This is a genomic window from Sporosarcina aquimarina, from assembly GCF_033253705.1.
Lineage (GTDB): Bacteria > Bacillota > Bacilli > Bacillales_A > Planococcaceae > Sporosarcina > Sporosarcina aquimarina.
Window position 1 is genome coordinate 151,115 of the sequence record NZ_JAUBDH010000002.1, and the last position, 13,006, is coordinate 164,120.

Here is a 13,006-nt window from a genome sequence, read left to right on the forward strand (position 1 = left end):
TCATTTCCCTCCTCTTACTCCAAAGTCAGTCCAACGGACATACTTTTGCTAATTGTTAATACTAGGACATATCTATAATATCCTACCACCACTTTAAATTCAACGTTGCATTTACATGCGATTTCTGTTTGTGAACAAATCATGAATTTTTCTCAATTAAAATTCATAATTTCTTCGCTCAGCCAATCATTTTTTCCATTCCTCTGTCAACAATGGTAGAAGTTGTTTTAGTTGATCTTCAAAAATGGAGTTTTTTAGTCGCTCGTCCATATTTTCTAAAGGAATCGCTGGCAGCCACAAAACTTTCCCATGCAGTTCAAGACTTGTCCACTCTGCATCCGTTGTTAAATAGAATACATGACGAAATGGAGATTTAGCAATATCTTTCGATAGCACCTCTCCAAACTCTTTACTATTCATAGATGGTGAATACGCAAATGGCGGAGCCACCATTATTCTCCCTTTAAACTGTTGTTCTATATAAGTCGACAAATTCATCAAAAAGTCCGTCGCGGACGCACTGGTCTTCATAAGAGATTCATTAGTTTCAACTTTTATGAGTGGAACGATCAGCGTGTCTATGTACTCTTTTTGTTGTAAAAATGTATTCATATCTGCAGCATTCCAGTTCATCGTCTCATCCTTTCAAAAAGAAGCTTGACTCCGCCTTTTGACGGAGTCAACGTTCTTCGAATACTTTCAATTCGTTCAGCATTGCTGATAGTGCTAAAAATCTTTTCTCGTCATTTGAATCAAGCGCTTCATCCACATGCCTCATAAGAGTATCTTTTGTCATGGATGTCACACTTTCATCCAATAACTGTTGAGCAACTTTTCGATCCCGCTCACTTACTTGCTGATCCATTGGAAAATAAGGATTTTCTTCAAGTACGCTCGCATAGTTCGGAGAATTATTGCTTTTTAAGAAGTTAAGTTGAATAAACATTTTTTCATCCGGATGCAGCCTCAAATCATGGAATGATTTCTCGGCATCCGTAGTCATTAGGCTGCCTTTATAAAATCTGAAGGGTACGCCGTTCGAATCTGTTGTGGAAATCACCATTGCCCGAGGACAAAAATGAGCATCCTCTGTAAAATGAACGTTTCTTAAAATCTTCTCATGGCTTAATAAATAATTTAAAATCCAGACACATTCCCGGCGCTTTAAACGATAGCGCTTTAAAAACCACCTAATAAAATCCTTTTTGGCAGCGACAGGAATCATGGCTTCCATCTTACGCCTCCTCTTCTTCCTGATCTTCAAGAAATGATGTCCATTCAGGATGATCTGGTACGAGTATCACCAGTTCCTTTACAATGTTCATCGCTTCAGACCGATTTCCTTCTTCTAGCAAGAATTTCGCATATCTTTCCAGAAATTCTGGATCTTCCTTCATGCCAGTGTATGCCTGAATGTAAGAATCGTATGCCTCTTCGTAGTGCTCTAAATTCTCTTCTGCATATGCTTTAAAAGCAGCGAGTAAAGGAATTTCCAACTGTTCTTCCGGAGTATCTCCAATTAACATCAGTAAGTGATCATACTTTTCCTGTTGATCATACACTGCTGCAAGTGAGATTCGGGCTTCAACATATTCTGGATCTAATACGAGGGCTTCTTCTAGATAACGCGCTGCTTCTTCTGGCTGACTTAGTTTTAATAACACTTTACCTGAAGCCAGTTGAAGCTCCTTATCGAATTCATCCCGCCGGATACCTTCTTTAAAGAAATTCAACGCGTTCTCATTCTCCTCTAACAATAAGCTGGATTGACCCGCTAACATGTACGCAGAAAAATAATCCGGGTCCATTTCGATTAGCTTCTCCAAATGGTGTAATGCGGTTTGAGGATTCCCGCTTTGATACTGACTATATGCCGCACCAAACAGCGTATCCGGGAGGACCTCGCCTTTTTTCAACAAAGACTCGTAATAAGGGGCTGCTTCTTCATAAGCTGCACCTGCACTGTAAGCTTCTGCGATCCGGGCTTCAATCGTTATTCCACCCATTTCCTCAATACCTCTTTGTTGAAGTAACAAATACAGCCTTACTGCTTCTGAATACTTCCCACTGTCTAATAAGAGTTCTGCCTTCGCAAAGCGGATGACTGGTTCTTCAGGTGCTAGGTCAGATGCTTCGTCTATTTTAGACAAAGCGACTTCCGCCATGCCAAGCGTTTGATAGTAATCTGCAAGCAGCATAAGAGCTTGCAGATATTCTTCAGCTTCAGGCTGGATTTCAGATAGCAGCAAAAGCGCTTCATCTTCTCTATCAAGTGCCATCAGCGCTTCAGCTCTATCTATTTTAAGTTGTCCTGCATCTGGCATGTGAACCAATAATATGTCGTATAACTGGTCTGCTTGCGGTACTAGGCCGTAATCCATTAGCAGTGCTGCACTGTCATACACGTCCTCAAAGTCCGTACTTTTAACTAATTGCTGTATGGACTCTTCAATAGCGTCCAGATTGCCTGTCATAATCATACTTTCCAAATGCTGTACGTGTGTCATAGTTTCTCCTTTTTTCTTGCGATGTATACATTACTTTATAGTGGACCTATTGTTTTAAAGAATGAAGATGATCGAAAAATCCAGGGTAAGAGACATCAATGCATCCTGCATCTTCAATCTCAACTGCCCCTTCAGTAATGAGTGAAGCAATTGCCGCCATCATCCCCAATCGATGATCGCCATATGAAGAAAGCATAGCCCCCTTCAAAGGAGTCGGGCCCGTGATACGCATACCGTCATGTGTAGACTCAATAGCTGCACCCAACTTTTTCAATTCTGTACAAACCGCTTCTATGCGATCCGTTTCTTTCACTCTAAGTTCTTCAGCGTCTTTAATAATTGTAGTACCTTCTGCTTGGGTTGCAAGTAATGCGATTACTGGTAATTCATCGATTAACCTGGGTATTAAATCTCCGCCAATCTCCATAGCATGTAATTTATTGGCTTCTACTGTGACTTCCCCAAAAGGTTCGCCTTTGTCAGATGATTTCTTCTCAATAGAAAGTCTGGCACCCATTTCCTTTAAAACATCGATAATTCCAGTACGCGTTGGATTGAGGCCGACATTTTCAAAGGTCACACTACTTCCGTCAATCATTGCTGCAGCACACATAAAAAACGCAGCTGAAGAAATATCACCAGGCACAGTTACATCTGTAGCGTGTAAATTCTGCCCGCCTCGAATTGTCACTGAATTGCCGTAGGATTCAATATCTGCACCAAACTGCTGCAGCATTCGTTCAGTGTGGTCACGGGAAGTAGTTTTTTCTGTGACGACCGTTGTTCCTTCAGCCGAGAACCCGGCTAGAAGAATAGCGGATTTAACTTGTGCGCTTGCGATGGGCATCTTATATAAAATAGAGGATAGTTTTGTCCCTTTCACAGTTAAAGGCAAAGTACCGTCTTCATTGTCAGTTGTAAATGATGCGCCCATTTCGGATAATGGATCTGTCACTCTTCGCATAGGTCGTTTGCATAAATAACGATCCCCTGTAATTTCTGCAGTGACAGGCGATCCGGCAAGGATGCCTAATAATAAACGGGCAGTCGTCCCTGAGTTTCCCGCATCCAATGCGACATCCGGATTTTCCCAACTTGCTATTCCAGGACTAGTTACAATTACGTCTGTACCATTTCGCTGAATATCAACTCCCAGTTGAGAGAAAATCCGAATCGTTGAAAGGCAATCTTCTCCAGCTAAAAATCCACTAATCTTTGATGTGCCCTCAGCAATAGCACCAAACATGACAGATCGATGTGAAATTGATTTGTCTCCTGGAACTTGTAAAACACCTTGTAAAGGTCCTTTTTCAATTGAACATGTGATTCCACCTATTTTCTCCATAAAAAGCACCTCCGTCAAAGTATTTGCATGGAATAGTCGGTTTCTTTTTCCAAGACTGCTGCTGCATTGTTTCTCTCGGCAGCCGAACGGAAACTAATAACCAGGATTCCATACACATCTGTTCGCGTTTCCACAATTCGAATATTAGTCAAACTAATTTCTTTAGTTGCTAAAATTCTAGTGATTTCTGAGATAACTCCCGGGTGATCGGGTACATCAATATGGAGATCAAACTGCATGTACAATGCTCCTTGAGCAGCATCTTGTGCAACGGAAGGAAGTTTATCGCGGAATTGTTTAGCAACATCAAAAAACGCTTCAATTGTCCCTGGATCATTATCTTTCAGCATATCACGAACGGTGTGCATTTCGGAAAGCCATCCATCTAACTGATTCACTAATTCTAAATTGTTTTGCATAGTGATGTCTCTCCACATAATCGGATCTGCAGATGCAATACGTGTGAGGTCACGGAATCCCCCTGCTGCAAGACGCCGAACAAAGGGCTGCTGCTGTTCTTGGGAAGCCAATAAATTTACTAAAGAGGACGCAATAATGTGAGGGAAATGGCTGACAACTGCTGTCATTTGATCATGCTCCTGTGCATGAAGCACAGCCAACTTTCCTCTGGTAACTTTCAACAATGACTTTAATCGGTCAACATCTTCTTCTCGACATGCAGAAGGAGGAGTTAAAATGTAATATGCGTTCTCGAACAAATGTTCAATAGATGCCGAAATTCCGCTTTTATGCGAGCCAGCCATTGGATGACCGCCTATAAAGGTTACTCCTTTATCGATTAATCCTTTGGCGGCTTCCATTATTGGCTGTTTAGTGCTGCCAGTATCCGTAACGATGACTGAACTCTTCAGCTGCCAACCAGTCGCTTCCTTTAACAACGCCGCCGTTGCAGCAACAGGAACAGCAAAAATTAGAAAATCCGCATTTTTCGCAGCAGATTGTACCGAAGGAGCTATCGAGTCGATGATTCCGCGCCGATATGCTTCATCAGCTGATTTATAAGAACGGTCAAACCCAGTAATCGTGATAGCAGGGTTCCGTTTTAAAGCCAATGCCAAAGATCCACCAATTAATCCAAGACCGATAATAGAAATATTAGTTGTCATTTCATTACCCTCTGTTCGTTATAATTGACTCAAGTGCTGTGAAAAATCCATTGTTTTGCTCTTCTGTACCAATTGTAACTCTAATACGATTCGGTGTTCCTAGCAAATTACCACTTCTCACAATAAAGCCTTTTTGCATTAATTCGTCTGTTGCCTCATCGGCATCCATAGGCACTTCTAATAATACAAAATTAGCTTCAGATACGTTAACTTTAAGTGAATGCTCTTTCGCAAATTCATAAAAACGCAGCCTTTGTTTATGATTTTCTGCGCGGCACTTCTCTATGAAAGATTGGTCTTCTAACGCCGTCTCTGCTACAAGTAACGAAAGTGAACCCGTATTGAATGGGTTTCTAACTTTATTTAATTCACTGATTACTTCGGACGATGCAATCCCATAGCCAATCCTAAATGAGGCCAGTCCATATGCTTTTGAAAATGTTCTTAAAATTATAAGGTTAGGATATTCTGAAAGCCAGTTAACAGGATTCTCATAACTATCATCCGTTATGTATTCGAAGTAGGCTTCATCCAATACAGTTAATATGTGTTTCGGAACTGTTTCCAGGAACTTTTTTATTTTGTATGAAGGAATTAAGTCTCCTGTAGGATTATTTGGGTTGCACAGCCAAATAACCGCAGTGGCGGAATCTATTTCTTTTAAAAAGCGCTCTAAATCGTGTTGTCCCTCTACTAGAGGAATTTCTCGTACTTCTGCGCCTTCTATTCGAGCATTATGTGCATATTGAGGAAATGACGGTGAAGGCATAATTGTATTTGTATCACCATTCAACAGCGACCGAGAAATAATAGTGATTAAATCATCAGAACCGTTGCCTAGAATAACGCATTTTTCCTGAACACCTAAACTCTTCGCCAACATCGTTTTCAACGAGGGAGACGAGGTATCCGGATACATTTCATATTCAAGTTGGGGAGATTCCAACAATCTCCGGACTGACGGAGCGCAGCCATATGGATTTTCATTAGAAGCTAATTTAACAATTTCCCCTAAGTTATATTCTTTTTGGACATCTTCAATTGAACGCCCTGGCTTATATGGTTTCATAGTTGCAAGTACTGGTTTCCAATTCATCGACGAACTCCTCCTGTTTTTACAATCAGCCATTTAGTTGGTAAGATCCGGTCTTAGTTTGACAGCTTCGTTTTGATAAATATGCTTCACATCCCGCTGTGGTATTTCACTATTGACATGCATAAGAACACGGATACATCGCGGCATGCCGCCTTCTACGTCCATTTCATGCATGCACATTACGGGTACATATGTCCAACCTTCTATGGAGCGAACTGCTTTCGCTGGAAACGCGGATTGGACATCGACTGTTGTGGAGATAAGAACAGAGACAATATCATCTGTTTTAAGGTTATTTTCAACAGCCATCGCTTTAACTAGTATTTCAGTTGCCATTAATACATCTTGTTCTTCATCTTGATTTACTGTTGTTGCTCCCCGAACACCTCTTACTGTCATAGTTACATCCCCTTTTTAAGTCGTATCTTCAATTCTTTATAGGCTTCTTCACAACGTTCTTCTGATATGGTCTGCGTGAATGGGATACCCGGTTTTTCTAGCAACACAAAAACCATTTCACCAGAATGTACTTTTTTATCCTTTTTCATGAATTGTAAAAGAGGATTGAATTCAACTTTTGCAATTGCTTCCATTGGATAGCCGGATGCAAATGCAAATTCGATGAAACGGCTTGTAAACTCAGGTGAAATCTCACCGAACTCCTCACTTAATATTAGACTGTAAGCCATTCCAATCATGATACATTCTCCGTGGCTCACTTCTCCAAATCCAAAATAAGCTTCTATTGCATGACCCAGCGTATGACCCAAGTTCAGAAATTGACGTACTCCGTGTTCAAATTCATCTTGTGCAACAATTTCAGCTTTAACCCGAATGCCTTTCTCAAGTTCGACTGTCAATAACTCTTCAGAAAGGTTTGGGAAACTCGGGCTTAACAGTAATGATTCCGTCCAGTCCTGATCAGCTAAAAGCGCATGTTTAAACAATTCAGCCATCCCTGAACGTTTCTCACGCTCAGGTAGTGTTTTAAATAAACTAGGCTTGAACAGAACACCTGCTGGCTGGTGAAATGAACCTACCATATTTTTACCTTCTGGCATATTTATCGCCGTTTTTCCTCCAACAGCACTATCATGTGCAAGAATTGTTGTCGGACATTGTAGAAATGGAATGCCTCTCATGAATGTAGCTGCAACAAAGCCAGTTAAATCACCGCATGCTCCTCCGCCAAATGCAATTAAAACAGAATGTCGGGTAAAGTTATGCTGCAGCAAAAAAGACTGACAACTTATATAACACTCAGGTGTTTTTATTTTTTCACCTGCAGGTAGTATATGAACCACAAATGGGATATTGGCAGATTGTAACGAATGTTCAATTTTTTCTAGATGTAAGGCGCCTGCCGTTTCGTCTGCAAAAATAGCAACCTTATCTGCATTCATCAGTAACTCATGATAATCCGAAGAGAAAAGATCATAGACCTCTTCTCCAATATGGACGTTATAAGAACCCTTTTGTGTATTGACAGTTAGTTGCCCCATTTTAAAACTCCTTTGCGTAAAGACGGTATTCCTCCAAATCAGCTTTCAGTCCATTCATTTCGAACGAACGAAATTCCTCTATTATTACTTTAGCAATTTCAGTTGCGATTACATGTTCAGCCACGACGGAAGCTGCTGGTACCGCACAAGGATCTGAGCGTTCTATTGTTGCAGTAAACGGCTCTTTGGTATCAATATCAACGCTCTCTAACGGCTTATAAAGTGTAGGAATAGGTTTCATGACACCACGGATAATAATTGGCATACCAGTAGACATACCGCCCTCTAAGCCGCCCAAACGGTTCGATTTACGATAATATCCTTGTTCCTTTGACCATGCAATTTCATCATGGACATCACTGCCGAACTTTTTTGCCATTTCAAAACCAATTCCAAACTCAACGCCTTTAAATGCATTAATTGACATCATTGCAGCAGCTAGTCGACCATCCAGCTTCCGGTCAAACTGTGCATAACTGCCCATACCCGGAGGGCATCCTTCAATGACAACTTCCACGACACCGCCTAAAGTGTCCCCGCGGCCCTTCGCGTCGTCAATCGCTGCTACCATGTCAGAAGACACTTCTGGATCAGCACAGTACACTGGATCAGCTTCTACACGCGTTCGCAGCTCTTCTATAGTTAGATCTGAAGTAGTTGTTGAATTTGCGACAATACCGCCTATTTCCACTACATGTGCCACGGTGTTTATTCCAAGTTCTCGCAGAAATTGTTTTGCGACAGCACCCGCTGCAACCCGCATTGTAGTTTCCCGAGCCGAAGAACGTTCCAAAACATTGCGCAGATCACGATGTCCAAACTTTATACCACCCACTAAGTCGGCATGACCCGGACGCGGTCTTGTAATTTGACGTTTAATATCTTCTGGACGGATATCATCAGAAAGCGGTTCAATACCCATAATCGATGTCCAATGCTTCCAATCATCATTAACGACTGTAAGAGTTATTGGAGAACCTAATGTTTTCCCATGCCGCACACCTGAAGAGATGACAACCTGGTCTTTTTCAATTTGCATTCTGCGTCCCCTGCCATGTCCCCCTTGGCGTCTCGTTAGTTCTTTTGTAATCATTTCAGCGGTTAGCGGCAATTGAGCCGGCAATCCTTCAATTATCGCGGTCAACTCTGGACCATGCGATTCACCTGCAGTCAAAACTCTCATCTAAAAATCCCCCTTTAATACTTGCTGAAATGCAACCATTGATAGCACTTTACCAAACTACAGTAATCTTGACTACTTGTTTAAACAAAAAAACCCGGAAAAGTCCGGATTTTTCATATTTTCTTATAAAAGAAAGTATCCTCTGAAACTAAACCGTACTTTTCAGGACTAAAAATCTGTTCGGTACTGCCCACAAATAGGATCCCGCCTGGTTCTAATGCATTCGCAAAATTTGTATAGATTTGGTGCTTTGCTTCTTCAGTAAAATAGATCATGACATTTCTGCAAACAATTAAATTAAAACCTCCGCCATAGCTATCTTCTAGTAAATTGTGTTGTTTAAATAAGACTGATCTTTTCACATCGTCCTTCACTTGGAAAAACTGCCCTTCTTGTGTGAAATACTTTTGCTTAATCGGCGGAGGGACTTCTTTTAAAGACCGTTCGGGATAGAGTCCAACTTTCGCTTTCTCAAGAACACCCGCATCTAAATCAGTAGCTGATATCGTTATTTCACGCAGTGGAATGTGATTTGCCAATACCATTGCCATTGAATACGGTTCTTCCCCAGTAGAGCATGCGGCACTCCAACATTTTAATTTTTTGGATTGCCTTAACAGTTGGGGAATTATCTTTTGGTCTAATATCTCCCAACGTTGAAAGTTTCTATAAAATTCCGACACATTTATCGTCATACGATCCAAAAATTCATCCATTCTTGAAGAATCGTTTCGAATAAGCCCGAAGTATTCAGTGAAATTTTTACAGCCGCGTTTTTCATAAAGGGATGTCAAGCGCCGCTTCATTTGTGCTTCTTTATAGAGTGATAAATCAATGCCGGTTTTTTGTTTCACACTGGCGATAAATTGCGTGTAATCAGACAAAACACAACCTCCACTCATCCATTTCTTATGTATAACAAAAACAGCCGGCGGAATCCGCTTGGCTGCTTTTTGTTTCTTATTAGTTAATCCAGCTGTTTACTGTCTTTTCATAAGAAGTCATTTCTTCCTCTTTAAAGAACAAACCGATTTCACGTTCAGCTGATTCTGGTGAATCTGAACCATGAATAATGTTTTTCCCAACAGTTACTGCGAAGTCGCCACGGATAGTTCCAGGTGCCGATTCTTTAGGGTTCGTTGCACCCATCATTAGACGAGCCGTTGAAATAACGTTTTCGCCTTCCCAAACCATAGCGAATACTGGACCTGAAGTAATGAAATCAACAAGCTCGCCGAAGAATGGGCGCTCTTTGTGCTCACCGTAGTGCTGCTCCGCAAGTTCTTGAGAAATTGACATTAGTTTCCCGCCAACTAGCTGATATCCTTTACTTTCAAAACGGTTTACGATTTCACCGATTAGACCACGTTGTACGCCGTCTGGCTTTACCATTAAAAATGTTTTTTCCATAATTCAATTACACTCCTTCGTAGTGACAAATCGGGGTTACCCCCTACTGATAGTATCAAACGACAGCCAATGTTTCAATTTATTCTTTTCGCAAGACCTGTCAAAAAGTTCGTTTAGCTAAAAAGTCCGCTACTTGTTCAAATGCTTTTTTTGCATCTCCATCTGGTAAAGAGCGAATTTCAGCAGTTGCCTTTTCCAAGTATAGATCACTAACTTCATGTGATTTTTCTATAGCTCCGCTTTCACGAATATAATGAAGCATATCTGAACGTTCCTTTTCAGACAAAGTTCCATCAAATGCTTTCTTTAAGTATGGCTGAAACGCAGGTTCGTTTCTAATATACAAAATGGGTAATGTTAAATGTCCATTCAATAGATCAGAACCTGCAGGTTTTCCAAGTTGTTTATCAGAAGAAGTTAAATCTAAAATATCATCTACAATTTGAAAAGCCATTCCTGCATAGTAACCAAAGTTTCTCAATCTAAGAACGACTTGGGGGTCAGCATTTGAAATTAGTGCGCCTAATTCACAGCTTGAAGACAAAAGGAGCGCTGTTTTACGTTTAATACGACGTAAGTAATCCCGAAACGATTGATCGGTTCTCCTTTGATAATCAAATTGGATAATTTCGCCTTTACAAATTTCTAACATCGTATCGGCAAGCAATCGATGTACGGAAGTCATTTCAATTTCACCAATCGAAGTTAATGCACGTGAGAATATAAAATCCCCTGTGTACATAGCCACACGATTGTCCCACTTAGACTTAACTGTTTTCCGTCCTCTTCTCATATTAGAATCATCAATGACATCGTCATGAACTAAGGACGCCATGTGGACCAGCTCGAGGGAGACAGCTACTTTAGCGGTAGTTTCCATCGAATAGTCTCCGAACTTGGAAGAAAGGAATACGAAAATTGGACGGATCCTCTTTCCTCCTGCTCTCAGCAAATGCATAGATGCCTGCTGAATCAGCGGAGAATCCGATTGAACGGCATTCTCAAGCTCTTTCTCGATATAAATGAGTTCCTTTCGGAAATCTGTATACAATGCCATTGCCTTCAATTTTTCCAAAACGATTCCCTTCTCCCACCTGCTTGTTATTTGATAGCGATATGCCCGGCAGCTACTCCGCCACTATATGGACGGTAATCGACGCGGGAAAATCCAGCTGATTTAAACAGCTGAGCTAATTCCTCTCGACCCGGGAAGTCATCGGCAGATTCTTGAAGCCACGAATACTCATTATAACTTTTCGCAAACAATTTGCCAAAGACCGGCATAATATTATTAAAATAAAACCTGAAAACTTGTCGGTATCCTGGAATTTCAGACTGAGAGGTTTCTAAACAGGCAACAAGCCCGCCCGGCTTAACTACTCGATACATCTCTTGAAGTGCAGTTGCATAGTCTGGCACATTCCGTAATCCAAAACCAATAGTGACCGTATCAAACGTATTGTCATCAAAAGGCAATTCCATCGCATTGCCATGAATGAGTGTAATGTTCGAATGCTTGTCTGTTTTAGGTGCTGCTGAAGATAGCATCGCTTCACTGAAATCCAGTCCTGTGACCTCTCCTTCATCACCAACCGCTTGAGCTAACGATAGTGTCCAGTCTGCTGTACCGCAGCATACGTCTAACGCTTTTGTTCCTGGTTGGACATTCATGCGTTTCATAATGTCGGCACGCCACTTTTTGTGCAAGTTAAAACTAATGACTGAATTCATTTTGTCATAGTCATCAGATATGGATTCAAATACTGAATGGACTTTTTGTTCTTTTGATTGACTCAACAGTATCTCCTCTTTTCAATAGTCAGCTTAACGATTTTAAAGGATTCACAAGTTCATGAATAATTTGTTGAAGTTCTGAATTTAAAAAATTCATATGTTGAAGCTCTTTGGTTAAAGCAGCTTCAATAGTTTCGAACGCCATTTTCAGCGTAGATGGTTCTACGTTTGTAAACTGCGGTTTTGATGCATCCAACATTTTCTTTATACGCAAATAGGTTAACGCAGTCTCTGCCAGTTTAAGATAACCCTCAAATTCGAATTCCGAATAAAACGTTGAGATACAGCCACATTCAATAACGTTCAGCTTAGCAATTAGCCCCGCAGCACTTTCCGACTTCCCCTGATGCAAGGTAGTTTTTTGCTCATTAATATGAGCTATCGTTTGAGATAGCTCTCTAATGAATACAAACTCACCATTTTCAGCTAAAATCTTATAATGGATTCCACTGAAATGATCACCTGCAAGAACAGTTAGTTGTTGTTGGGCAGATACTGCTTTGTCTATGTCGATAAGGTCATGAATATCGAGCGCTGCATGAATTGCTCCTAGTGAGAGCGTAATGCCCTTAATTCTGTCATTTTGCATTCCTTCGTTTACCACTGGGAGCAATAGAAAGAACGCTTTCATCGGATTGATTGGAAAGTCACCAATTTCCCTATGAAGAATGGGCTCACGCAACGCATAGTTTAAATCGTTTATATAATTTTCTAAAATTGAATGTATGTTGTGTTTGTTCATCACCATTTCTCCATTCCAAGGCATCCAACAAGTGAACGATCCAGGGTGCTCTTATGCTTTCTCTTCACTGGAGACAACCCCGTGTGCAGTAGTAATCTCTGCACTCCCACGGATTTTCATGGCGGATGTGTGTTCAGTAAACTGGGCGATCATCACTTCTCCACAGTCTAATTTTTCCGTATGGTGAAATTTCGTGTCATTTCCACGGGTTAACCCAATAACGCTGACACCATCTTCTTTTGCCTTAATAACGATATAATCTGGTGCAGTCATTTCTTCCTCTCCCGTCTATTGTATACC

Annotated in this window: 15 protein-coding genes; all 15 read right to left on the minus strand. The window is 41.0% G+C overall.

Annotation, left to right across the window (positions count from 1 at the left end):
* Positions 1-186: 186 nt before the first annotated feature.
* The 15 genes from QT716_RS03345 to mtrB all read right to left on the minus strand — a co-directional run bounded on the left by QT716_RS03345 (position 187) and on the right by mtrB (position 12,979).
* Positions 187-633: a DUF2487 family protein gene (locus QT716_RS03345; protein WP_317934456.1), complete on the minus strand. Its 447-nt coding sequence runs from the start codon at positions 631-633 to the stop codon at positions 187-189.
* A gap of 46 nt (positions 634-679) precedes the next feature.
* Positions 680-1,234: a ReoY family proteolytic degradation factor gene (locus QT716_RS03350; RefSeq protein ID WP_317934458.1), complete on the minus strand. Its 555-nt coding sequence runs from the start codon at positions 1,232-1,234 to the stop codon at positions 680-682.
* 1 nt (position 1,235) lies between these two features.
* On the minus strand, positions 1,236-2,507 hold the full coding sequence (locus QT716_RS03355) for a tetratricopeptide repeat protein (protein WP_317934459.1): 1,272 nt from the start codon (positions 2,505-2,507) through the stop codon (positions 1,236-1,238).
* 46 nt (positions 2,508-2,553) lie between these two features.
* Positions 2,554-3,852, minus strand: coding sequence for a 3-phosphoshikimate 1-carboxyvinyltransferase (aroA, locus tag QT716_RS03360; protein ID WP_317934461.1), 1,299 nt, complete (start codon positions 3,850-3,852; stop codon positions 2,554-2,556).
* A 14-nt stretch (positions 3,853-3,866) separates the two neighbouring features.
* Positions 3,867-4,979: a prephenate dehydrogenase gene (locus tag QT716_RS03365; protein ID WP_317934463.1), complete on the minus strand. Its 1,113-nt coding sequence runs from the start codon at positions 4,977-4,979 to the stop codon at positions 3,867-3,869.
* Positions 4,980-4,983: 4 nt separating this feature from the next.
* Positions 4,984-6,075, minus strand: a complete 1,092-nt coding sequence (gene hisC / locus QT716_RS03370; RefSeq protein WP_317934464.1) for a histidinol-phosphate transaminase — start codon at positions 6,073-6,075, stop codon at positions 4,984-4,986.
* Positions 6,076-6,108: 33 nt separating this feature from the next.
* Positions 6,109-6,474, minus strand: a complete 366-nt coding sequence (gene aroH / locus QT716_RS03375; protein WP_317934465.1) for a chorismate mutase — start codon at positions 6,472-6,474, stop codon at positions 6,109-6,111.
* A gap of 2 nt (positions 6,475-6,476) precedes the next feature.
* Positions 6,477-7,577, minus strand: coding sequence for a 3-dehydroquinate synthase (gene aroB / locus QT716_RS03380; RefSeq protein WP_317934466.1), 1,101 nt, complete (start codon positions 7,575-7,577; stop codon positions 6,477-6,479).
* A 1-nt stretch (position 7,578) separates the two neighbouring features.
* Positions 7,579-8,760, minus strand: coding sequence for a chorismate synthase (gene aroC / locus QT716_RS03385; RefSeq protein ID WP_317934468.1), 1,182 nt, complete (start codon positions 8,758-8,760; stop codon positions 7,579-7,581).
* Between the two features lie 113 nt (positions 8,761-8,873).
* Positions 8,874-9,644 (minus strand): CheR family methyltransferase, encoded by a 771-nt coding sequence (locus QT716_RS03390; protein ID WP_317934469.1) that lies wholly within the window; start codon positions 9,642-9,644, stop codon positions 8,874-8,876.
* Between the two features lie 79 nt (positions 9,645-9,723).
* Positions 9,724-10,170 (minus strand): nucleoside-diphosphate kinase, encoded by a 447-nt coding sequence (ndk, locus tag QT716_RS03395; protein WP_317934470.1) that lies wholly within the window; start codon positions 10,168-10,170, stop codon positions 9,724-9,726.
* 100 nt (positions 10,171-10,270) lie between these two features.
* Entirely contained in the window at positions 10,271-11,245 is a 975-nt protein-coding gene (locus tag QT716_RS03400; protein ID WP_317934472.1) for a polyprenyl synthetase family protein, read from the minus strand.
* 26 nt (positions 11,246-11,271) lie between these two features.
* Complete coding sequence (locus QT716_RS03405) at positions 11,272-11,967, minus strand: demethylmenaquinone methyltransferase (protein ID WP_317934474.1); 696 nt, start codon at positions 11,965-11,967, stop codon at positions 11,272-11,274.
* A gap of 22 nt (positions 11,968-11,989) precedes the next feature.
* The gene (locus QT716_RS03410) at positions 11,990-12,706 is read right to left on the minus strand and encodes a heptaprenyl diphosphate synthase component 1 (RefSeq protein WP_317934475.1); all 717 of its coding nucleotides are present in this window, start codon (positions 12,704-12,706) and stop codon (positions 11,990-11,992) included.
* Between the two features lie 51 nt (positions 12,707-12,757).
* On the minus strand, positions 12,758-12,979 hold the full coding sequence (gene mtrB / locus QT716_RS03415) for a trp RNA-binding attenuation protein MtrB (protein ID WP_317934477.1): 222 nt from the start codon (positions 12,977-12,979) through the stop codon (positions 12,758-12,760).
* Positions 12,980-13,006: the final 27 nt, after the last annotated feature.

Bases quoted from the DNA above. Each gene is read 5' to 3' on its own strand.
- QT716_RS03345 (WP_317934456.1), bottom strand. From the start codon at position 633: ATGAACTGGAATGCTGCAGATATGAATACATTTTTACAACAAAAAGAG.
- QT716_RS03350 (WP_317934458.1), bottom strand. From the start codon at position 1,234: ATGGAAGCCATGATTCCTGTCGCTGCCAAAAAGGATTTTATTAGGTGG.
- QT716_RS03355 (WP_317934459.1), bottom strand. From the start codon at position 2,507: ATGACACACGTACAGCATTTGGAAAGTATGATTATGACAGGCAATCTG.
- aroA (WP_317934461.1), bottom strand. From the start codon at position 3,852: ATGGAGAAAATAGGTGGAATCACATGTTCAATTGAAAAAGGACCTTTA.
- QT716_RS03365 (WP_317934463.1), bottom strand. From the start codon at position 4,979: ATGACAACTAATATTTCTATTATCGGTCTTGGATTAATTGGTGGATCT.
- hisC (WP_317934464.1), bottom strand. From the start codon at position 6,075: ATGAATTGGAAACCAGTACTTGCAACTATGAAACCATATAAGCCAGGG.
- aroH (WP_317934465.1), bottom strand. From the start codon at position 6,474: ATGACAGTAAGAGGTGTTCGGGGAGCAACAACAGTAAATCAAGATGAA.
- aroB (WP_317934466.1), bottom strand. From the start codon at position 7,577: ATGGGGCAACTAACTGTCAATACACAAAAGGGTTCTTATAACGTCCAT.
- aroC (WP_317934468.1), bottom strand. From the start codon at position 8,760: ATGAGAGTTTTGACTGCAGGTGAATCGCATGGTCCAGAGTTGACCGCG.
- ndk (WP_317934470.1), bottom strand. From the start codon at position 10,170: ATGGAAAAAACATTTTTAATGGTAAAGCCAGACGGCGTACAACGTGGT.
- QT716_RS03410 (WP_317934475.1), bottom strand. From the start codon at position 12,706: ATGAACAAACACAACATACATTCAATTTTAGAAAATTATATAAACGAT.
- mtrB (WP_317934477.1), bottom strand. From the start codon at position 12,979: ATGACTGCACCAGATTATATCGTTATTAAGGCAAAAGAAGATGGTGTC.